The 19876-nt window shown below is 59.1% G+C and carries 20 protein-coding genes; 13 read left to right on the top strand and 7 right to left on the bottom strand.

Annotated features, from left to right (window positions below; genetic code table 11):
* The 3 genes from AC6RA8_RS04305 to AC6RA8_RS04295 all read left to right on the top strand — a co-directional run.
* Positions 1–1065: adenine deaminase C-terminal domain-containing protein (locus AC6RA8_RS04305; RefSeq protein ID WP_500350888.1), on the top strand; the 1065-nt coding region annotated here is incomplete at its 5' end.
* Positions 1062–2522, top strand: a complete 1461-nt coding sequence (locus AC6RA8_RS04300; protein WP_500350887.1) for an AMP nucleosidase — start codon at positions 1062–1064, stop codon at positions 2520–2522. The genes AC6RA8_RS04305 and AC6RA8_RS04300, both read left to right, overlap by 4 nt.
* Positions 2523–2652: 130 nt before the next feature.
* The gene (locus AC6RA8_RS04295; protein ID WP_039684873.1) at positions 2653–2940 is read left to right on the top strand and encodes an HU family DNA-binding protein; all 288 of its coding nucleotides are present in this window, start codon (positions 2653–2655) and stop codon (positions 2938–2940) included.
* Between the two features lie 47 nt (positions 2941–2987).
* On the opposite strand, the gene AC6RA8_RS04290 is transcribed toward AC6RA8_RS04295, so the two are convergent.
* Positions 2988–4355, bottom strand: a complete 1368-nt coding sequence (locus AC6RA8_RS04290; RefSeq protein ID WP_500350886.1) for a DUF3179 domain-containing protein — start codon at positions 4353–4355, stop codon at positions 2988–2990.
* 130 nt (positions 4356–4485) lie between these two features.
* On the opposite strand from AC6RA8_RS04290, the gene AC6RA8_RS04285 reads away from it, so the two are divergent.
* From AC6RA8_RS04285 to AC6RA8_RS04250, 8 genes are all read left to right on the top strand, one after another.
* A complete protein-coding gene (locus tag AC6RA8_RS04285; RefSeq protein ID WP_500350890.1) occupies positions 4486–5355 on the top strand; it encodes a DMT family transporter in 870 nt (289 codons plus the stop codon).
* Between the two features lie 70 nt (positions 5356–5425).
* Positions 5426–5824 carry a thioredoxin family protein gene (locus tag AC6RA8_RS04280; RefSeq protein ID WP_500350885.1) on the top strand — a complete coding sequence of 133 codons (399 nt, stop codon included), beginning with the start codon at positions 5426–5428 and terminating at the stop codon, positions 5822–5824.
* Positions 5814–6794, top strand: coding sequence for a GlxA family transcriptional regulator (locus AC6RA8_RS04275; RefSeq protein ID WP_500350884.1), 981 nt, complete (start codon positions 5814–5816; stop codon positions 6792–6794). The genes AC6RA8_RS04280 and AC6RA8_RS04275 overlap by 11 nt, the downstream gene beginning before the upstream one ends.
* A gap of 58 nt (positions 6795–6852) precedes the next feature.
* Positions 6853–8100, top strand: coding sequence for a glycosyltransferase family 4 protein (locus AC6RA8_RS04270; protein ID WP_500350883.1), 1248 nt, complete (start codon positions 6853–6855; stop codon positions 8098–8100).
* 3 nt (positions 8101–8103) lie between these two features.
* Entirely contained in the window at positions 8104–8874 is a 771-nt protein-coding gene (locus AC6RA8_RS04265) for an NAD-dependent epimerase/dehydratase family protein (RefSeq protein WP_500350882.1), read from the top strand.
* The gene (locus tag AC6RA8_RS04260) at positions 8871–9488 is read left to right on the top strand and encodes a sugar transferase (protein WP_500350881.1); all 618 of its coding nucleotides are present in this window, start codon (positions 8871–8873) and stop codon (positions 9486–9488) included. Before AC6RA8_RS04265 ends, AC6RA8_RS04260 begins: the two co-directional genes overlap by 4 nt.
* Before the next feature lie 192 nt (positions 9489–9680).
* Positions 9681–11588 (top strand): polysaccharide biosynthesis protein, encoded by a 1908-nt coding sequence (locus tag AC6RA8_RS04255; RefSeq protein ID WP_500350880.1) that lies wholly within the window; start codon positions 9681–9683, stop codon positions 11586–11588.
* Positions 11589–11739: 151 nt separating this feature from the next.
* Complete coding sequence (locus AC6RA8_RS04250; protein WP_500350879.1) at positions 11740–12930, top strand: capsule assembly Wzi family protein; 1191 nt, start codon at positions 11740–11742, stop codon at positions 12928–12930.
* On the opposite strand, the gene AC6RA8_RS04245 is transcribed toward AC6RA8_RS04250, so the two are convergent.
* Complete coding sequence (locus tag AC6RA8_RS04245) at positions 12927–13457, bottom strand: glutathione peroxidase (protein ID WP_500350878.1); 531 nt, start codon at positions 13455–13457, stop codon at positions 12927–12929. The two genes, AC6RA8_RS04250 and AC6RA8_RS04245, sit on opposite strands and share 4 nt — an antisense overlap.
* Positions 13458–13576: 119 nt before the next feature.
* On the opposite strand from AC6RA8_RS04245, the gene msrB reads away from it, so the two are divergent.
* Positions 13577–14020 carry a peptide-methionine (R)-S-oxide reductase MsrB gene (msrB, locus tag AC6RA8_RS04240; RefSeq protein ID WP_500350877.1) on the top strand — a complete coding sequence of 148 codons (444 nt, stop codon included), beginning with the start codon at positions 13577–13579 and terminating at the stop codon, positions 14018–14020.
* Complete coding sequence (gene msrA / locus AC6RA8_RS04235) at positions 14017–14523, top strand: peptide-methionine (S)-S-oxide reductase MsrA (RefSeq protein ID WP_500350876.1); 507 nt, start codon at positions 14017–14019, stop codon at positions 14521–14523. Before msrB ends, msrA begins: the two co-directional genes overlap by 4 nt.
* Positions 14524–14529: 6 nt before the next feature.
* Here the strand turns inward: msrA and AC6RA8_RS04230 are convergent, their stop codons facing one another.
* Genes AC6RA8_RS04230 through AC6RA8_RS04210 form a run of 5 tightly spaced genes read right to left on the bottom strand, consistent with a single transcriptional unit; the run spans position 14530 to position 19781 of the window.
* The gene (locus AC6RA8_RS04230; RefSeq protein WP_500350875.1) at positions 14530–16518 is read right to left on the bottom strand and encodes a hydantoinase/oxoprolinase N-terminal domain-containing protein; all 1989 of its coding nucleotides are present in this window, start codon (positions 16516–16518) and stop codon (positions 14530–14532) included.
* 25 nt (positions 16519–16543) lie between these two features.
* Positions 16544–17587 carry a tRNA epoxyqueuosine(34) reductase QueG gene (gene queG, locus AC6RA8_RS04225; RefSeq protein WP_500350874.1) on the bottom strand — a complete coding sequence of 348 codons (1044 nt, stop codon included), beginning with the start codon at positions 17585–17587 and terminating at the stop codon, positions 16544–16546.
* Between the two features lie 60 nt (positions 17588–17647).
* Positions 17648–18313 carry an FtsZ-binding protein FzlA gene (gene fzlA / locus AC6RA8_RS04220; protein ID WP_500350873.1) on the bottom strand — a complete coding sequence of 222 codons (666 nt, stop codon included), beginning with the start codon at positions 18311–18313 and terminating at the stop codon, positions 17648–17650.
* Positions 18314–18368: 55 nt separating this feature from the next.
* Entirely contained in the window at positions 18369–19094 is a 726-nt protein-coding gene (gene mtgA, locus AC6RA8_RS04215) for a monofunctional biosynthetic peptidoglycan transglycosylase (RefSeq protein ID WP_500350872.1), read from the bottom strand.
* Positions 19095–19130: 36 nt separating this feature from the next.
* Complete coding sequence (locus AC6RA8_RS04210; protein ID WP_500350871.1) at positions 19131–19781, bottom strand: SGNH/GDSL hydrolase family protein; 651 nt, start codon at positions 19779–19781, stop codon at positions 19131–19133.
* Positions 19782–19876 lie beyond the last annotated feature (95 nt).

Below are 19876 nucleotides of genomic sequence, written 5' to 3'. Positions count from 1 at the left end.
GCCCGGATGCGCCAAGGCATGCGATCCATGATCCGGCTGGGCAGCGCGTGGTATGATGTGGAAACGCAGATCACGGCGATCACGGAAAAGGGTCTCGACTCGCGCAACATGATCCTGTGCACCGATGACTGCCATTCCGGCACGTTGGTGAATGACGGGCACATGAACCGCGTCGTCCGGCACGCCATCGAATGTGGATGCGATCCGCTGGTGGCGCTGCAAATGGCAACGATCAACACCGCCGCCCATTTCGGGCTGGAGCGCGAGATCGGATCGCTTACCCCCGGTCGTCGAGCGGACGTGATCCTGACCTCTGACCTCAAAACACTGCCCATCGAACAGGTGATCGCCCGGGGCCAAACAGTTTCCATCAATGGCGAGTTGACGGCGGATTGTCCCCATCTCGACTGGCCGGCCAAGGCACGTCAGACGGTCAACATGGGCGCACCCAAGACCGCCGCAGACTTCGAGATTGCAGCCCCCGAAGGCCGCAACTCCGTCACTGCAAACGTGATCGGTGTCGTCGAAAATCAGGCCCCGACCAAGGCCTTGAAACGCGACATGCCTGTCAACGGCGGCAAGGTGGAAAGCCACGGCGACACTTGCCAGATCGCGCTGGTCGAACGGCACCAGGCCACCGGCGGCGTAACCAACGCGCTGGTGTCCGGGTTCAACTACCAAGGCAAAATGGCCATGGCCTCGACCGTGGCACATGACAGCCATCATATGATCGTCGTCGGCACTGACCGTGATCAGATGGCTCTGGCCGCCAACAGACTGGCTGAGGTGGGTGGTGGCATCACCATCTTCCGTGACGGCGAAGAGCTGGCGCTTGTCGAACTACCCATCGCGGGCCTCATGTCCGACAGCCCCGCACGTGACGTTGCCGCCAAGGCCGACCAGATGGTGCAAGCCATGGTCGATTGCGGCTGCACCCTGAACAACGCCTATATGCAGCACTCGCTGCTGGCGCTTGTCGTTATTCCTGAACTGCGCATCTCTGACCTGGGACTGGTCGATGTCCGCACGTTTGATTTCATTCCAGTCCTTGAGCCAACAACATGAGAACACTTGAACAAGCCGGCCATGGCCACACCGAATTTCACGATGCGAAGGCCGCTGTGGCCCACCTGCGCGAGCTGTACGAAGATGCGGTCCAATTCCTAAGCCAGCAATTCCAGCACGCGATGGAGCATGGTGCACCTGAAGGGCGCGTGCGGGCCTACTATCCCGAAATTCGCTTTACCACGTCCAGCTACGCGCAGGTCGATACGCGTCTCAGCTTCGGGCACGTGGCAGACCCCGGCACCTACGCAACGACGGTCACACGACCTGACCTGTTCGAAAACTACCTGACCCAGCAGATCGGTCTGCTGATCACCAATCACGGGCAACCTGTCGAGATCGGTTATTCAAACACGCCGATGCCCGTCCATTTCGCGGTGGCAAACGAACAAAATATGACAGTCCCGCAAGAGGGGGCAGCAGCCTTTCCCCTGCGCGACGTGTTTGACGTTCCGGATTTGACAAACACCAACGATGATATCGTCAACGGCACTCATGAGACGGTCGACGGGATCGGCCCTCTTGCCCCTTTCACGGCTCAGCGCATTGATTACTCGCTGGCACGGCTTTCACATTACACTGCCACCGACGCGCATCACTTCCAGAACCACGTTCTGTTTACGAACTACCAGTTCTATGTCTCTGAGTTCGAGGCATATGCCCGCGCGCAGATCGATGACCCCGACAGCGGCTACACGTCTTTCGTGTCGACAGGGAATGCGGAGATCACGACGGGTGATCAGGAATTGCCAGCCAGTCCCAAGATGCCGCAGATGCCGACCTACCACCTCAAGCGCGCTGATGGGTCCGGCATCACGTTGGTGAATATCGGCGTAGGGCCTTCAAACGCAAAGACAGCAACCGACCACATCGCCGTCTTACGCCCTCATGCTTGGCTAATGGTTGGCCACTGCGCTGGTTTGCGTAACTCTCAGGCGCTTGGCGACTTTGTTCTGGCCCACGCTTACCTGCGTGAGGACAATGTACTCGACACAGATCTGCCGCCATGGGTGCCAATTCCGGCGCTGGCCGAAATCCAGATTGCGTTGGAAGAGGCTGTGGCGGAGACGACGCAGCTCAAGGGTTACGAACTGAAGCGCATCATGCGGACAGGCACAGTTGCCAGCTATGATGACCGCAACTGGGAACTGCGTGACCAGCACGGGCCGGTGCAGCGCCTGTCGCAATCCCGCGCCATCGCGCTGGATATGGAAAGCGCAACGATCGCCGCCAACGGTTACCGTTTCCGCGTACCCTACGGCACGCTGCTCTGCGTCTCCGACAAACCCTTGCATGGTGAATTGAAGCTGCCGGGCATGGCCTCGAACTTCTACAAAGAGCAAGTTGCGCGCCATTTGATGATCGGAATCCGCGCGATGGAGCACCTGCGAACCATGCCTCTGGAGCGCATCCACAGCCGGAAATTGCGGTCTTTCGAGGAAACAGCCTTCCTTTAACGGCGAAAAACAGCGGAAAACCCCTTATTTTAGCTTGCCTTGAGCCACTATTCGTTGTGTGTTCGCACAACATTCCGTTATATTGCGGATCAGAGGCCCAAGTTGTCGGGCAGACGAAGGAGACCATGAAATGGCAAAACCAATGACAAAAACCCAACTCGTCGCCGCGCTGGCCGAAGAAATGGGGACAGACAAGAAATCCGCAGGCGGTGCGCTGGACGCGATCTGCGGCCTGATCACCAAGGAAGTGTCGGGCGGTGGCGCCGTGACCCTGCCGGGCGTTGGCAAGATCTACTGCCGCGAGCGTCCCGAGCGTATGGTGCGCAACCCTGCCACGGGTGAGCAGTTCAAGAAAGAAGCGGACAAGGTCGTGAAAATGACCATCGCCAAAGCGCTCAAAGACAGCGTGAACGGCTAATACCGCGTCTTTTGACGTATTCAGGGCCGCCCATGGGCGGCCCTTTTTTATGGGCTGTACACCGTCGCCGCATCGCCCAGGTAGTTGTCCCAGGCAAACCAATAGCTGATATGCCCTGCGACGCGCTCCAGCCGCGCACCATCCGGACCCAAGAGCGCATCTTCGGTCACCCGCCATGCCGCTCCGGATTGATCCGCAATATTGCCACCCGTCTGGGTGAAGGTCCTGTCGCCGCGTTCATAGGCCCGCACGCTGCGTTTCCCGACTTCGCCGATCAGCAGCAGGGGCGTATCCGCAATCCCGTCATTGATGATCGGGCGCCCATCAAATGCATCCAGTGGCCATGCGCGCGCCGCCCCAAACTGACGCACGGCAAAGATGTAATCCTTCTGCGCATGCTGCCGCTGGTCGACCTGCGCCGGGAACATCAGATCTGGTGAGGCGAAATAGTCGTTGTAGACCACACCTGATCCATAGTCGCGCCGATGCCCGGTGTTCAGGCTCAGCACCTTTGTGGCGGGATTGGACGCCTTCCAGCTGTCCCAAGTGGTGATGACCACTGGGCGCTGCTGCAATTCAATCCCGCTATCCACAAGCGGACCCACAACAGGTTTGCCCGTCCATTGGTTCCACAGCGAATGCGTCTCGCGGTCGAACATGAGCTTGTTCGAGCGATACAGAAACCCGGACGACCCGAACACCAGCGGTTTAGATCGCCCCGGCACATCTGTCTCGAACAGAATGCCAGACCCACACAACGTGCAATAAGCCAATGCCACCGGAACGCCACCAATCACCTCGTTGAACATCTCGTGCCAGCCCATGATGCGCAACGGATAGGCCCGCACATCTCCGTTGATCGACACGCCAAAAACCAGATCATCACCGCGCAGATATTCTGCATCACCGGCATCGACCAACTCGGGGTTGTCCAGCGACGGGATACCGTCCTTAACCACGCCACCCCAGGTGATCTCTTCCAGACGGATGCGCATCTGATCTGGTTGGATATGCTCGGGCCGCAGGAACAGGTCGAAATTGTCGTCGATCCGCAGCATCACCTCGCGCTTGTAAGTGGGAAAGTCCGGGTGGGGCTTGATCTGTGGGTTCTGCTCTTGCCAGAGCATCCACTGGAACCAGTCGGTAAAGTAGTCCTCTCCCGTAATCGCCGCCAGCGTCTCGGCAATCTGCGGACCGCGGGATCGGGAAAATCGCAAGGACGTGATCAAAGGCGCTGCCATATCCGGCGACCCGCGTTCCTCCATCCATTTCAGCGCAGCCTCAAACTCAGTCGTCGGCGCCGATAAAGGCGCACGCATGGCGTCCAAGGCACTGATCTCTTGCGACAGAGCAGCATGAGGCAGCAAGGCACCGGACAATGTCAGGCCACTAAAGGCGCGGCGGGTCAGGGTCATGTCGGTCCTCCATTGCTTCAATGCCTATGTGGACCGAAACACGATCACATACATTGCAAAGGGCTGTGATCATTGCCTTGCATCCCCGCCCGAATTCTCCGAACGTCCGCGCGGAACAAAAGGGACGGTCATGGACATCCGCGCACTTCTGATGGGCCTGACCTTTGCCCTGATCTGGTCCTCTGCTTTCACTTCGGCACGGATCATTGTCACCCACGCGCCACCGCTTGCCGCTTCGTCGTTGCGTTTCTTCATTGCAGGCTGCATCGGTGTGGCCATAGCCCGAATGATGGGTCAGACATGGAACCTGACACGCGACCAATGGCGAGCCACCCTGATCTTTGGCCTGTGCCAGAACGCGATCTATCTGGGCCTCAACTTCTACGCCATGCAAACGGTCGAGGCCTCGCTCGCCTCCATCATCGCGTCAACCATGCCGCTGATGGTGGCTTTTGCTGGGTGGGTGGTGTTTCGGGACAAGCTGCCGCCGCTTGGGATCATCGGGCTGATCCTGGGGATAACGGGGGTCATCCTGATCATGTCGGCACGGTTGGATGCGGGTGTTGATCTCTATGGCGTGGCGCTGTGCGTCATTGGCGCCGTCGCCCTGACCATCGCAACGCTCTCTATGCGCACCATGTCATCAGGGGGGAACCTTATGATGGTGGTGGGTCTACAGATGTTCGTGGGCGCGGTAGTCCTGGGCATCGCATCGGCCATGATTGAAACGATTGAGGTGACACCGACACCCGCCCTCTACGCCGCGTTTACATATACCGTCTTCGTTCCGGGTCTCGCTGCGACTTGGATTTGGTTCGCACTTGTCGCGCGGATTGGTGCGACCAAGGCGGCAACCTTCCACTTCCTCAACCCGTTCTTCGGCGTGGCCATCGCCGCGGCACTTCTGGGCGAACGTTTAGGCCCCCAAGACATCCTGGGTGTCGCCATTATCACGGCAGGTATTCTTGCGGTTCAATTGTCACGGCAGACCAAAACCTGACCCCTGCCACTTGCACCTACAGGCGCCCGCAATATTGTGTCCCGAGATTTCAGATTTCGGAGCCCATTTGATGCGCCGCCGCACATTTCTTCTGTCCGCTGCCGCCTGCGCCGTGCCATCGCTCGGCGCGGCCTATCCTGCACAAATGTACACACCTGCCGTGTGGCGCGATCTGCGCCAAACCGACCAAACAGTGGTCATGAATTTCCGGGCCAGTTGGTCGCTGACCTGCCAAATCAAGTCGGACCTGATTGCCGAGGCGTTGGCCGAAAACCCGGCCTATGCGAACCTCACATTCGTTGATGTGGATTGGGACACATTCGGCCCGTCGCAAATGACCCAACGGCTCAAGGTTGAACGTCGGTCGACATTGCTGGTGATGAAAAACGGTAATGAGGTGACACGCCTTGTAAACGAACCCTACGCCCGCAAGGTTCGCGCATTACTGGACGCTGCTCTTGCCGCCTGAGGCGACAAGCCCAAGGCGCTACGCCTTTCTGCTTATTCCCGGCTATTCCCAACTTGGCTTCGCCTGCGCTCTGGAAGCGCTGAGCCTCGCCAACCTGCATCCGTCAGGTCAGACATTCTATATGTGGCGCGTGATCGGGGAAACGGGTGATCCCGTGCCCGCGTATAATGGGATCACCACCGCCGTGGATTCGGCGCTGCCGGAACTCTCCCGCGATGAAACGCTTGTTGTATGCGCCGGCAATCGTGCAGCCGAAGGCAGCACACGGCCCATCCTCAACTGGCTGCGCCGCGAGACACGCAAGGGTATGGATTTCGGCGCTCTCTCATCCGGCACCTACACGCTTGCCCTTGCCGGACTGCTGTCGGGTAAGACCGTGACCACACATTGGGAATACCGCGATGCCCTGATCGAGCTTCTGCCAGACGTGATCATCGAAAACAGTCTATATTCAAAAGACGGGCGCATCTTCACCACAGCGGGCGGGGCAGCGTCCATGGACATGATGCTGGACCGGATCAAATCAGATTACGGGATTGATCTTGCGACTTGGGTGGCGGACCAGATGGTCTATACCGATCCACGCGCGGCCAGTCACGGGCAGCGCCTGTCGCGACGTGCGCGTCCTGACATGGCACATGGCAAACTGGGTATGGCGCTGCAGATCATGGAAAACAACCTCGAAGACCCGCTGCGCCCGGACGAGATCGCCGATCTGATCGAACTCAGCACCCGGCAACTGGAACGCGTGTTCGCCAAGCACTTGGGCATGTCCCCCAAGCGCCACTACCTGCAACTGCGGCTGGAAAAGGCACGCGGGCTTTTGCGTCAAACCAATCTGAGCGTGACGGACATCTGCGTGGCCTGTGGGTTCCGATCACTTTCGCACTTCTCAAAAAGCTATCGCGGCACGTTCGGCCTAAGCCCGGGTCAGGAAAAGCGCGGCACGGGATCGATGTGGCCCACGTAGCCATGATTGCGGCAAAGCATGACGCCGTGTATTCAAACAAAAAAGAAACGAGGGGCAGATGAAATTCCTGTTTGTGCACCAGAACATGCCCGGTCAGTACCGTGAACTGATCCAGTGGCTTGCAGCACGGGGCGGGCATGAAATTGTCTTTCTAACCCAACGCCAGAAAGCCCCTCAATTTGCGGGTGTTCAAACCGTCGTCTACAAATCCCACCATCAGGCCAAGGAAGATGCCTATGGCCTCTCCCGCACATGGGAAAATGCTGCTGGCAATGGGTTCGGCGCCGTTCAGGCCGTGCGCGGGATCATGGCAAATGGATTTACCCCCGACATCGTGATCGGTCATGTGGGCTGGGGCGAGATGTCATTCTTCCGAGAGGTACTGCCCGACACGCCGATGATCGGGTTTTTCGAATACTATTATTCAGCCCATGGTGGCCCGGTTGGCTTCGACCCGGAAAGCCCCGTCAGCGAACACGCACCGATTATCATGCATGGCCACAACGTTGTGCCACAGGTGAACATCAACGTGGTCGACGTCGCCCACAGCCCAACTTTTTGGCAGCGCGATCGCTTCCCCAAGCACTTCCACGACAAGATCTATGTCTGTCACGACGGTATCCGCACCGACAAGTTGAAGCCGAACAAGAAAGCGCAGGTGACCCTTGGCAGGATCGGGCGCCCCTTAACCCCCAAAGACGAGATCGTGACCTTTATGTCCCGCAATCTCGAAACAACACGCGGCTATCACCAGTTCATGCGTGCTGTTCCAAAAATCCAGAAGGCGCGGCCAAACGCCCGCATTCTGGTGATCGGCGGCAACGACGTGTCCTATGGCGGCAAGAACAAGCACCCTGGCGGATTGCGCGGGCAGATGGAGGCCGAGGTCGGCCACTTGATCGATTGGGATCGGCTGCATTTTCTGGGGCAGGTGCCCTACGAGAGTTATCAGTACATCATCCAGATCAGTTCGTGCCACATCTACCTGTCGATGCCATTTGTCCTGTCATGGTCCCTGCTTGAAAGCATGTCGATGGAGGCAACAGTCGTCGCCAGCGATGTCGCCCCCGTGCGCGAAGCGATGGAACACGGCAAGACCGGCCTGCTTGTCGATTTCTTCGATCCCGACGCGATTGCCGCGCAAGTGACGGATGTGCTGGCAAAGCCGGACGACTATGCCCATCTGGGCCCCGCTGCACGACAACACGTGATAGACACATACGATTTCAAAACCGTCTGCCTGCCGGAACACATACGCCAGATCAATGCATTGGTCCCGGCGGACAAACAAATCGCGATGGGCTAGGCGATGCGGATCGTAATGCTTGGCGCAGGCGGAAAGCTGGGCCAATTGCTCAAACCGCGCTGGCCGCGAAGTGCCACCTGGACAACCCGCTCCGATGTCGACATCGCTGACCCCGACGCATTAACGCGCGCTCTCAGCGGGGCAGACGCGGTCTTTTGCCTTGCAGGGGTCACGCGCGGGTCCGACGCCCCGATGGAACTGAACACGACACTGGCTCGCCAGACAATGGACGCTGCTCACGGCGCACATGTCTTTCTGTTTTCATCTGCGGCTGTCTACGGCGCTTTGCAGGGGTCGCTCAGCGAAAATGTTGCAACCTCACCACAAAGCCCATACGGCACATCCAAGCTCGAAATGGAGCGGATGGCCGCGCTGCACCCCAACCCAAGCACTTCGCTGCGGCTGGGCAACGTGGCCGGCGCAGACGCGATCCTGGGCGGATGGCAGCCCGGCTTTCAACTGGACCAGTTCGCCGATGGCACAACACCAGCCCGAAGCTACATCGGGCCAGGAAAGCTGGCACAGGTGCTGAACACACTCGCGCGTAGTAAAGACCTGCCAAAGCTGTTGAACGTTGCTGCGCCAAACACCGTGCACATGGGCGACCTTCTGGACGCCGCTTCGCTGAAATGGTCGCCCCAACCGGCAACGGACCGCGCGATTGCCGACGTATATCTGGACACTACCCTGCTTGAACGGTTCACATCATTCACGGAGTCTGACAGCACGGCTACAGGGATCGTGGCCGACTGGATGCAAGGAATACACACATGACATGGCGCAAGCGCATCTTCGATCTGTTCTTTGCCAGCCTGCTGGTCATCTTCCTTGGCCCTATCATCATTTACCTGGTCTGGCTGGTCTGGCGGAAACAGGGTCGACCGCTGTTCTATGTGGCAGAGCGAATGAAGTCGCCAACAGAAAGCTTTGGATTGTGGAAATTCCGCACCATGACAATCGAAAGCAATGACCAAGGCGTTTCGGGTGGTCACAAAGCGGCACGGATTACCCCCTTGGGCGCCAAGCTAAGGGCCAAGCAACTGGATGAATTCCCGCAACTGTGGAACATCCTGAAAGGGGATTTGTCCTTTGTCGGACCCCGCCCGCCACTGCGTGAATATGTCGAACGCTTCCCGGAATTGTACGGTCAAGTATTGGCATCACGGCCTGGTGTGACGGGGTTGGCCACAATCCGTTTTCACAAGCACGAAGACCGGCTTTTGGCACGGTGCAGCACGCCCGAAGAGACGGACAGCACATACTGCCGTATTTGTGTGCCACGCAAAGCGCGCCTCGACCTCATCTATCAGCAGAATCAAAACACCTGTTACGACTTTCACTTGGTCTTTCAAACCATTGGCAACCTGTTTCGACGTCGGCGCTCGTGAGCTCAAGTCGTTGTTTATTCCAGTGATCTGTGAAATCAGTGCGTCAGAACGGTCAATTTTCAGGCTTTTTTGGCGCTTTTCCGCCGGGACGTGGACAGATTTTCTGTATCCGCAAAATAGTTTCACGATTTCGGTATTTATTCGTGCTAGCGCTGTTAGCAGTTTGGCAAGGCGACCGACCAAGGGGGCATCATGCTGGATCTGCTGAAGTTGCTTTCGCGCACGCAGAAACGAAATATATTCATCATTATTGATGCGATGCTGATTCCCGCAGCGCTCGTGTTTGCCTTCAGCCTCAACCTCTCCGGGCAGACGGCGATCGCCAACTTCCAAGCCTACCTGCCGATACTGCCATATATGCTGATCGTAGCGACGGGCCTGTCGTTGTGGCTGGGCATTTGTTCGACAACTCTGAACGAATATGAAGCTGGATCTATCGGGCGGACAGGTGTGTTCGCCGCACTCCTGACCATAACGTCGATTCTGCTGACGACAGCCGCCAACATGCCACTTCCCTTATCGACGCAAATTACCTTCGGCATCTCGTTCTTCGTCTTCTCTATCGTGAGCCGCGCCATCCTTTTGCAAGTGGTATTGGCCATCTACCGAAATGGATCTAACAGGTGTCGTGTTCTGATCTACGGCGCTGGCACAACTGGTATGCAACTGGTGTCTGCCCTGCGAAGTCATGAACTGATCGAACCTGTCGCCTTTGTTGACGACAGCAAGGCGCTGCAGGGCATGAATGTGTTGCGTTTGCCGGTTTACAGCCCTGTTCGCATTGCAGAGATTGTCGCAGAGAAGAAAATCGACCGCGTGCTGCTCGCCATTCCGTCGCAAAGCCACCCCAAACAAATGCAGATCGCGAGGCGTCTGCAGAAAATGGGGCTAGAGGTGCAAACACTGCCTTCCTTTTCCCAACTGATCGGGGAAGAAGCGCTGGTCGAAAAGCTCACTCCGATCAATCCAAGGAATTTCCTGGGTCGCGACGAAGTCACAGCACCTCAGGATTGGGGCGGTGAAGCGTATGCGGATCGCCGCATCTTGATTTCGGGCGCCGGCGGTTCCATTGGCTCAGAACTCAGCCGTCAGGTTTTGGACTACCGGCCGCAAAAAATCGTCCTGTACGAACTGAGTGAACTTGCGCTCTATCAAATCCATCAGGAACTGACCCAACTCGCCGAAGGCAGCGACATCGAAATCGTTCCGCTTCTGGGATCCGTCACAGATGGGCGACAGGTGCGAGGCGTGCTGAAGGATCATAAAATTCAGGTCGTGCTGCACGCGGCCGCCTACAAGCACGTGCCTCTTGTCGAGTTCAATCCGCTTGCCGGCTTGGCCAACAACGCTTTGGGTACGCAAACCCTGGTCACAGAAGCCGCCAGCGCAGGCGTTGAGCGCTTCATGCTGATTTCATCGGACAAAGCGGTGCGCCCCACAAACATGATGGGGGCATCAAAACGTCTGGCCGAACTGGTGGTGCAAGACATCGCCCAACGCATTGCAACTCCAAAGGGTCTGAAGTTCTCAATTGTGCGTTTTGGCAATGTGCTGGGCTCGTCGGGATCCGTTGTGCCCCTGTTTCAGGAACAGTTGCGGCGTGGCGGGCCCCTGACCGTCACACACCCGGATGTTTCACGCTACTTCATGACTGTGCATGAAGCCGTGAACCTCGTGCTTCGCGCCGCGTCTATGGCCAAGGGTGGCGAAGTATTTGTGTTGGATATGGGCAAACCCGTGCGCATCGAACAACTTGCCCGCCAGGTAATCGAAAGTGCGGGCTTCGCAGTGCGGGATGCGCAAAACCCGGAAGGCGATATCGAAATTGAATTCACCGGTCTGCGCCCGGGCGAAAAGATGACCGAAGAGCTGACACTTAGCGGCACTCAAGTCGGAACCGGGCATAAAAAGATCTTCTCCACGGTCGAAGACTGCCTGAGCGAAATCGAGGTCGCCTCAGCCATGAGGTCGCTGCGCCTGGCGCTTGCCGCAAGTGACGAAGACGAGGCCCGCAGCGTTGTCACGCGTTGGGTCGAAGGGTTTGGGCAGAAACAAGCACACGCAGAAAAAGGCATAGAGCTTGCGCACCCCATCCAGTAAAACCTTGTAAAGCAAGGCTGACGCCTGCCATGACATTACAAGAATGCAATTCTGGAAAGCTCTGACGCTTCTGGTTCAATCCAAAGGCCTTACCGTGATATACTTTACGAGATCCAGCAAAAACGCCTCCGCCCTCGGACTCGTTATCGCCATGGCTGTGGGTGGTTCGGCTCAGGCGGAAACTACCACCACCTTGAGTTTCGGCGCTATTTCGGATGATTTTCTTGGGCGAACCGAGCAGTATGGGATCGTCGCATTTGATCGTGTCTCGATCTCGACCGGCGCAAGTGTTGGGCGGTTGGCATTCGATTTGACGCTTGGTGATACCTTCGAAAACGAAGCGATCGACGGCGTTCTTATCTTCGGTGACGTGGGTTACAGGTTTGGAAATGACAATTGGCAAGTTGGTGTCGGACAGTTCGAAAGACACTGGTCGCCGTCCGAGTATACGTCGCTGATACTGTCTCGAAACGCGCCTGCCTTCCCATCTGTCTACATCCGCAAGGAAGAGGCGCGCACCTCGGATGTCCCGGTTCTGCGGTGGATCGGACCTTGGAACGGAGAGATCTTTATCGGTCAAACCGACGATGCGAACCAGCCTGACAACGCGCTGATACTTGGCATGCGTCTGGGGCTCGAGCCGATACGCGACCTCGAAATTGAGTTTGTCCGCGTGGCTCAATACGGCGGCGCTGGGCAGCCTGATGGCTTTGATACGTTCCTCGACGTGCTGGTGGGCAACTCGAATGAGGGCGACAGCGCACCGGCCAACCAGATCGCCGGTGTCGGCGCATCTTACCGCTTTGGCCCTGACTCCTTTAGCAACCGCATCTACGGACAAGCTGTGGGCGAGGACGAGGCCGGAGGTCTGCCGTCGTGCTTCTTCTTCCTGTATGGACTGGAGAACAAGTCACGGCTCTTCAACACCGACACAACGATCACCCTCGAACATGTCGATACCACCGTGAACTTCACCGATGCGGGGTTCTGCGGACCAAACACGGCCTACAACAACGACGTTTATTCCTATCGCAACGAAGGAGTGGTGATGGGTGCGGCCATCGGTTCGGAAAGCCGTTCCACCACCCTGCGCGGCAAACACGAGTTCGACACTTGGGCTCTGGACTGGAATTTGGGCAAATTCACCATCAACGATGACTCAAACCCCAATCATAGTCTCAGCACCACCCGCGAATCCGGGACAGTCGTTTCCGTTGGTGCGAGCACTCAAGTTTGGGGGGGAACATTGCAAGGTATCGTCGCCCACCAGTCTTTCGACCTGGACACCGCCGAACAGGACAGCGGTCTGCGCATCGGTGTGAATTTCAGCCGATCGTTCTAGAGGCCCGCTTGTGCCAGCGCGGCTTCGACAGCGCTGCGGACCGGGCGCGCCATGGGCGCGGTCCGAGCGCCCCACGTTTCGACAATCTGGCCATCGGCTCCGATCAGCACCTTGTTGAAATTCCACCGCGGCACAAACCCAGTAGCTTCGCGGAATCCGGCATACAGCGGATGCGCAGTCGCGCCCTTGATCGTCAGGATGTCCGTCATCGGCATGTCGAGACCGAAGGCCAGTTCGCAGAACGCACGTACCTCCTCGGCACTGTCCAGTTCTTGGCGAAAGTCATCTGAGGGCACCGCCAGAACGACCAGCCCGCGTTCACGATAGGTGTCGTAAAGGGTCTGCAGCGCCTCGTACTGTCCCGTGTAGGCGCATTGCGACGCGGTATTGACCACCAGAACCGGTTTACCTTCCCAGGCAGACATCTCGATCACGCCGCCATCAATCGACGGGAGTTGCGCGTCACGCACACCCGCATATGCCGCTTGTGCAAAAACAACAAAAAGACAAACAAGAAATGCACGCACGTGATCACTCCTTCTCCTGCGGTTACGTCTTAGTTAGGGCGCGCGCGCTGATCGTCATGCTCTTCCAATTTGCCCCAACTGCACCAAGTATAGGGCAACGCTGAACGAACAGGCTGACCATGACCACCTACACCAAGAATCCCGACGTCATCGCGACACTCTCGCCCGAAGAATACCACGTCACACAAGAAAGCGGCACGGAACGCCCGGGCACCGGCAAACTACTCAACAACAAGGAGCCGGGAATCTACGTCGACATTGTCTCGGGCGAACCGCTCTTTGCTTCTTCCGATAAATACGAAAGCGGCTGTGGCTGGCCCTCGTTCACCGAACCTATCGACAACGTCACCGAACACCATGACGCCAGCCACGGAATGATCCGCACCGAAGTGCGTAGCAAGCATGGTGACAGCCATCTCGGCCACGTCTTTCCCGACGGTCCCCGCGACCGCGGTGGCCTGCGCTACTGCATCAATTCCGCGTCACTCCGCTTCGTCCACCGTGACGATATGGAGGCCGAAGGCTATGGTGCCTATCTGAACCAAGTGGAGGATGTCGCATGAATGACCAACGCGCAGTACTGGCAGGCGGATGCTTCTGGGGCATGCAGGACTTGATCCGCAAGAAACCCGGCGTCAAATCCACACGCGTCGGCTACACGGGCGGGGACGTTCCCAACGCCACCTATCGCAACCATGGCACCCACGCCGAAGGGATCGAGATCATCTTCAACCCCGCCACCATCTCGTTCCGCGACCTGCTCGAGTTTTTCTTCCAGATTCACGACCCCACCACGCCGAACCGGCAAGGCAACGATGTGGGCCTCAGCTACCGCTCGGCCATCTACTACGTGGATGATGCCCAGAAACAGGTAGCCCTCGATACCATCGCCGACGTGGATGCGTCCGGCATCTGGCCCGGCAAAGTGGTGACCGAAGTTGAACCCGTCGGCGACTTCTGGGAAGCTGAGCCGGAACACCAAGACTACCTCGAACGCATCCCCAACGGCTACACCTGCCATTTCGCACGTCCCAATTGGGTGCTGCCGAAACGCGCAGCCGAGTAAACGCAGCTACAGGGCGATACCCGGTCGCCCTGTAGCCTCGGCCACCAGTTCTGCCTCAACAAACACCTCGCGGGCCTCGGCCTGCGCCGTGCGTATGTCCCGTGCCACACGCAGTTCAATATCAGATGCGCCAGCGGCCAACGCCGCTGCACGTGCATCCTCACTCAAAACAGTCTCTAACCGGGCCAATGCAGACTCTGACGCAGCAAAATCCTCGGGCCCCGAGGGCAAATGCACCCGGAACAATCCCTCCGAGAGCGAAGTCACCGTCCCCGTCCGCCGCACGGTCACACGGCCCACAACGGCGCCAATCGCATTGGCCACACCGCCATCCTCGGGCAGCTGCATGTCGCAAGCCAATCGCGCACTCACAGCGGGGTAATACGCCCGTGCCGACGCACCCAATCCAACCACGGGTACATCCAACCCAGTCGATACCCGCACCAGACCTGTCGCGCCGGATAACCCACGCTGCATCAACGCATGGGTCGCCAGCGCCTCGTCCATCCCGTCCTCGGCCAGGGCGGCCTCCAGCAACGCCACGCTGGTCTGATGGGTCAACTGATCCACAACCATCTGTGCAAGCTGTTCCGCCGTGTCAGCCAACCGCTCACCCGCCCCGGTGCGCCGCCGCCCGAACAGGACACAGGCCATCCGCGCCGCCTCGGCGTCCCACGCGTCCAAGCGGCCCAGCACATGGCTCGCATCCGACGGCGTCAGGCCCGCCACCTGCACCAGCCCACGCCCCACAAGACGTTTGAGCGCCCCATGCTCCATCCGCGTGCGCAAAACATCACCCAGCCCACGCACATCTTCACCAATGCGCGCCAACAGATCGGCATCCCGCGTCGGCAAACCATCCGCCTGCACACCCGGCACCGCGCGCACGAAACGCCCATCATGTTCCCCCGGCGTGGTGCTGCGCATCTGCGCCTCAAGCAGCGGCAACACCACGTCCGGCGCCTCCTGCGCCAGCAAGGACACTGGCAACACCCGGCGCGGCCCAAGGGTGACACCGCCGCGCAAACCTTCCGCCACAAAGTGCACCTCGCTGTCACCGCCCAAGCCGCTTGTACGCATCGCCACAGCCTCAACCATGGTGCGATGCGGACCAACCCGCGCGCCATTCGGGTCAATCACGGGCCGACCACCGCGCAACACAGCCACATCGGTGGTTGTCCCGCCAATATCGCTGACCAAGGCATGATCGGCCCCGGTCAGCCAACGCGCGCCCACGATGGACGCCGCCGGACCGCTCAGGATCGTCTCAATGGGCCGAGTCCGCGCCTGCGCGGATGACATCAACGCTCCGTCGCCCCGCACCACCATCATGGGCGCGCGGATACCGATGTCGCGCAATTCGGCCTCGGCTCGTCCGATCAGCGCATCAATCATCCCGATCAGTCTTGCATTCAAAACGGCGGTCAACGCCCGTTTCGGCCCACCCAGCTTTGCTGACAATTGGTGAGACGCGGATACGGGCCTCTCCGCCACATCACGCACCAGCTCCATGACGCGCATTTCATGGGCCGGGTTGCGGGTGGCAAACTGCCCGGCCACAGCAAACCCGCTCACATCGCGTTTATGGGTCTCTAAAAACGCCGAAAGGGCCGTTTCATCCAAAGGTGCCGCTTCTGACCCGTCGTGCTTGTGACCACCAGCAAGCACACAAACCGGATCGCCCCCCAGCGCATCGGCTAGACCCTGCGCCTCCAGATCCTGTTCCCGAAACCCGATATAGATCAGGGCAACGCGCCCACCCTGTCCCTCGACCAACGCATTTGTGGCAAGGGTCGTGGACAGGGACGCCATGCCAACCTCTGCTGGATCAACACGCGCCTCGTCCAGAACAGCGCGCACAGCACGACCGACGCCAACGGCAAGATCATGGCGCGTGGTCAGCGCCTTGGCCCGGGCCAGAACCCGCGCCTCATCCTGCATCAAAACCGCATCGGTATAGGTGCCGCCCGTATCCACACCCAGCAAAATGGCCATGCTCACTCCCCGTTTTCGTGCAGCCCTACAGCGCCTGTTCGCGACCCGTCGCGCTCAATTGCGTCACCGCCCAACGCGCGGCGTCAGCCACCGCCGCATCCGGGTCATCCACAAGCGCCTGCACGGCGGGCGACAGGTCCGCACGCCCCGAATTGCCGATGGCATAGGCCACATTGCGCACGAACCGGTCCCGCCCGATCCGCTTGATCGGAGAGCCCGAGAACCGCGCGCGAAAGCCCGCATCGTCCAGCGCCGCCAACTCCGCCAGGGGCGGCGCACCGACGGCACCCAGATACCGCATATCGCTGGCCTCAACCGCAAACTTGTTCCACGGGCACACCGCCAGGCAATCATCACAGCCGTAAATCCGGTTGCCCAATCCAGGGCGCAACTCTTCGTTCACCGGCCCCTTATGCTCGATCGTCAGATACGAAATGCAGCGTCGCGCATCCAGTTGATAGGGGGCAGGAAAGGCCTTTGTCGGGCAAATATCCAGACAAGCGCGGCAGGACCCACAATGATCGATTTCACGCGGATCCGGATTCAGATCCAAAGTGGTAAAAACAGAGCCTAAGAAGGCCCAACTGCCCCACTCCCGACTAACAAGATTGGTATGTTTGCCTTGCCAACCCAAACCTGCCGCCTGTCCCAAAGCCTTCTCAGGCACCGGGGCTGTATCGACAAACACCTTCACTTCACCGCCCGCTTCGGAAATGAGCCAGCGCGCTAACCGCTTCAGGCGTTTCTTGACGATGTCATGATAGTCCCGCCCCTGCGCATAGACGGACACAGCCCCCAACTCAGGTCGCTCCAACACGGCCAAAGGGTCATGCTCAGGGGTGTAGCTTTCGGCCAGCATGATTACGGACCGCGCCTCGGGCCACAGCGCCGCCGGGTTGCCGCGCCAATGCATCCGCTCGGCCATCCACCCCATCTGCCCGTGCCGCCCGGCCTCGACAAAAGCGGCCAGCCGCTCCGGCACTTCCGGTACCGCATCCGGACGGCAGACCCGCGCCATGACGAAGCCCTCATCCAGAGCGCGCCCTATGACTCGCTCCTTCAGGTCCATCTCTTCATTTCGCCGAAAAAACCGCGGGGTCTGGGGCAGCGCCCCAGTCCAACAGGCAGATCAAAAATCCAGATCATTATAATGCCGCGGCGGCGGGAACCCTGGCACCTGATCGGCCAAGATGCTCCGAAACGCTGGGCGCGACTTGATCTTGGCATACCAATCCTTGACCACCTCCGAACGGTTCCAGTCCACGTCCGAAATATAGTCCAAAGCAGACAGATGCGCAGCCGCCGCAAAATCGGCCAGCGTCATCACATCGCCCGCCAGCCAACGCCGATGATCCAACAGCCATGTCATGTAGTCGAGATGATACTTGATCGCCTTGGCCCCATCCTTGACGTTGCGGCTGTCGGGAAAGCCCTGGCCCATGACCTTCTTGTTCACCCGCTCATAGAGCAGCTTCGACGTCACCTCGCGGTGAAACTTGTCGTCGAACCACCCCACAAGCCTCCGCACCTCCAGCTTGGCCACCGGTTCCGACGGCATCAGCGACGGTTCGGGCCGCGTCTCCTCGATATATTCGCAGATGGCCGCACTCTCGCTCATCATCACGCCATCCAGACGCAGGACTGGCACCTTGGCCGCAGGGTTGCGGCGCAGGAAATCCGGGTCTGCCTCCCAATAGCGCTCCTCGACCAGCTCAACCTCGATCTTCTTCTCGGCAAGGCTCAGACGCACCTTGCGGCAGAACGGGGACAGGGGAACGTGGAACAGGCGGGCCATGGTCAATCCGGATTGGTCAAACGTCTGGCATCCATGCACGGCTGGACCACGATTTTCAACTCTGGAAACACCGCGCACGGCCATCCGCGCGGATCGTGGCCGCCCCATCCAGGATCTGACCGGCCCGCTTGCGCACGAAAGATGACGGCTGACTGGCCGACCGGCCCTTGGGGTTCGGCAGGATCGCGGCCAGACGGGCGGCCTGCACATTCGTCAACGCATCCGGCCCCACACCAAAGTAGTGACGCGCCGCCGCCTCGACACCAAAGACACCTTCGTCGAACTCCGCCACATTCAGATAAACCTCAAGAATGCGCCGCTTCGACCACAGCGCCTCGACCAGCGGGGTCATTGCGGCTTCCATGACCTTCCGCACCCAGGACCGGCCATGCCACAGGTACACATTCTTCACGACTTGCTGGCTGATGGTCGACGCGCCGCGGCTGGCCCCCGCATCAATCGCGCGGCGAATGGCAACCACGTCCAAGCCCCAATGCAGACAGAAATTGGCGTCCTCTGCGGCCACAGCCGCCCGCGCCATGATCGGAGAAATCTCCTCGATCGGGACCCACTCATGGTCCACGCCGCCCAAACGGCGGGACTCCTGCATCATGTAAAGGGTCGTGGGGGGGTTGATGACAGACCACAGCAGGGCCGCGACAACGGCCACCAGGAACACCACGCTCACGCCGCGCAATGTCCACCGAAACAACCAGCGGCCCGGCCGAAACCGACGCTTTACCTTGGCTTTTGATGTGCGTTTACTGCTCTTTCTTGCCATGCGCCCAGCTATAGAACGCAGAACATGCCAAGTGAACTATCGCGCCAGAGATTGCGCCAGATAGGTGCCAATACGACGCGCTCCTGATGGGGAAGGATGGATGCCGTCAAAGGCATATTGCGACCGAACGGATGGGTCCATCACATCCTCGCTGTCCACGAAACGCAGGCCTGGGGTTACGGCAGCCAGTTTGGCGAGGCGGGCGTCGTATTCGACCAGGTAGGGACGGCAGCCAACAAAGGGCCCCGACCGCGGGCTGGCATAGTACCCCATCCAGATCACACGTGCCCCGCTTTGACGCAGACGGGACAGAAAGGCAGGCACTTCGCCCGTCAGATCGGGTGCAATCAATCCGTCCAGAACGGCGTCGCAGGCACTGCATTTGCAATCATTCAGGAAATCATTGGCCCCACCATTGATCAGGATCACATCCCACGCCCCGGCCCGGTACTGCGCACGCACATCAAACCCCGCGGCACGGCCAAAGGACGAAGCGTTGGAAAAACGCGCGCCTGCCACTGCACTGTTTTGAACCTGTGCATTCAGCCTGTCGCCCATGATGGACGGAATGTCCCGCCCGGTCCACTTGTGCCAGGCCAATATGCTGTCCCCAATGGCCAGCATGCGCAAAGGCTCTGCCGATACAGCACCAGCCAGCATCCAAAAAACAAGAACAAGAAATCGCATGGGTATAAGATATGGCAGGCGCATGTGAAGACCAGACCGCAACGCTCTGTTCACCAATTCATCAAAAATTAAACTTAATTACAAAGCGTTAATCT

The organism is Tateyamaria sp. (genome assembly GCF_059783535.1).
Note: the sequence above shows the minus strand (reverse complement) of the source record. Positions and strands in the feature narration are given on the sequence as shown.

Coding starts and splice junctions, on each gene's coding strand:
- msrB (WP_500350877.1), top strand. CDS start 13,577: ATGACCACCTACACCAAGAATCCCGACGTCATCGCGACACTCTCGCCC.
- fzlA (WP_500350873.1), bottom strand. CDS start 18,313: ATGGCCCGCCTGTTCCACGTTCCCCTGTCCCCGTTCTGCCGCAAGGTG.
- AC6RA8_RS04250 (WP_500350879.1), top strand. CDS start 11,740: ATGGCTGTGGGTGGTTCGGCTCAGGCGGAAACTACCACCACCTTGAGT.
- AC6RA8_RS04260 (WP_500350881.1), top strand. CDS start 8,871: ATGACATGGCGCAAGCGCATCTTCGATCTGTTCTTTGCCAGCCTGCTG.
- AC6RA8_RS04210 (WP_500350871.1), bottom strand. CDS start 19,781: ATGCGATTTCTTGTTCTTGTTTTTTGGATGCTGGCTGGTGCTGTATCG.
- AC6RA8_RS04270 (WP_500350883.1), top strand. CDS start 6,853: ATGAAATTCCTGTTTGTGCACCAGAACATGCCCGGTCAGTACCGTGAA.
- AC6RA8_RS04295 (WP_039684873.1), top strand. CDS start 2,653: ATGGCAAAACCAATGACAAAAACCCAACTCGTCGCCGCGCTGGCCGAA.
- AC6RA8_RS04280 (WP_500350885.1), top strand. CDS start 5,426: ATGCGCCGCCGCACATTTCTTCTGTCCGCTGCCGCCTGCGCCGTGCCA.
- AC6RA8_RS04255 (WP_500350880.1), top strand. CDS start 9,681: ATGCTGGATCTGCTGAAGTTGCTTTCGCGCACGCAGAAACGAAATATA.
- AC6RA8_RS04300 (WP_500350887.1), top strand. CDS start 1,062: ATGAGAACACTTGAACAAGCCGGCCATGGCCACACCGAATTTCACGAT.
- mtgA (WP_500350872.1), bottom strand. CDS start 19,094: ATGGCAAGAAAGAGCAGTAAACGCACATCAAAAGCCAAGGTAAAGCGT.
- queG (WP_500350874.1), bottom strand. CDS start 17,587: ATGGACCTGAAGGAGCGAGTCATAGGGCGCGCTCTGGATGAGGGCTTC.
- AC6RA8_RS04290 (WP_500350886.1), bottom strand. CDS start 4,355: ATGACCCTGACCCGCCGCGCCTTTAGTGGCCTGACATTGTCCGGTGCC.
- AC6RA8_RS04285 (WP_500350890.1), top strand. CDS start 4,486: ATGGACATCCGCGCACTTCTGATGGGCCTGACCTTTGCCCTGATCTGG.
- msrA (WP_500350876.1), top strand. CDS start 14,017: ATGAATGACCAACGCGCAGTACTGGCAGGCGGATGCTTCTGGGGCATG.
- AC6RA8_RS04230 (WP_500350875.1), bottom strand. CDS start 16,518: ATGGCCATTTTGCTGGGTGTGGATACGGGCGGCACCTATACCGATGCG.
- AC6RA8_RS04265 (WP_500350882.1), top strand. CDS start 8,104: ATGCGGATCGTAATGCTTGGCGCAGGCGGAAAGCTGGGCCAATTGCTC.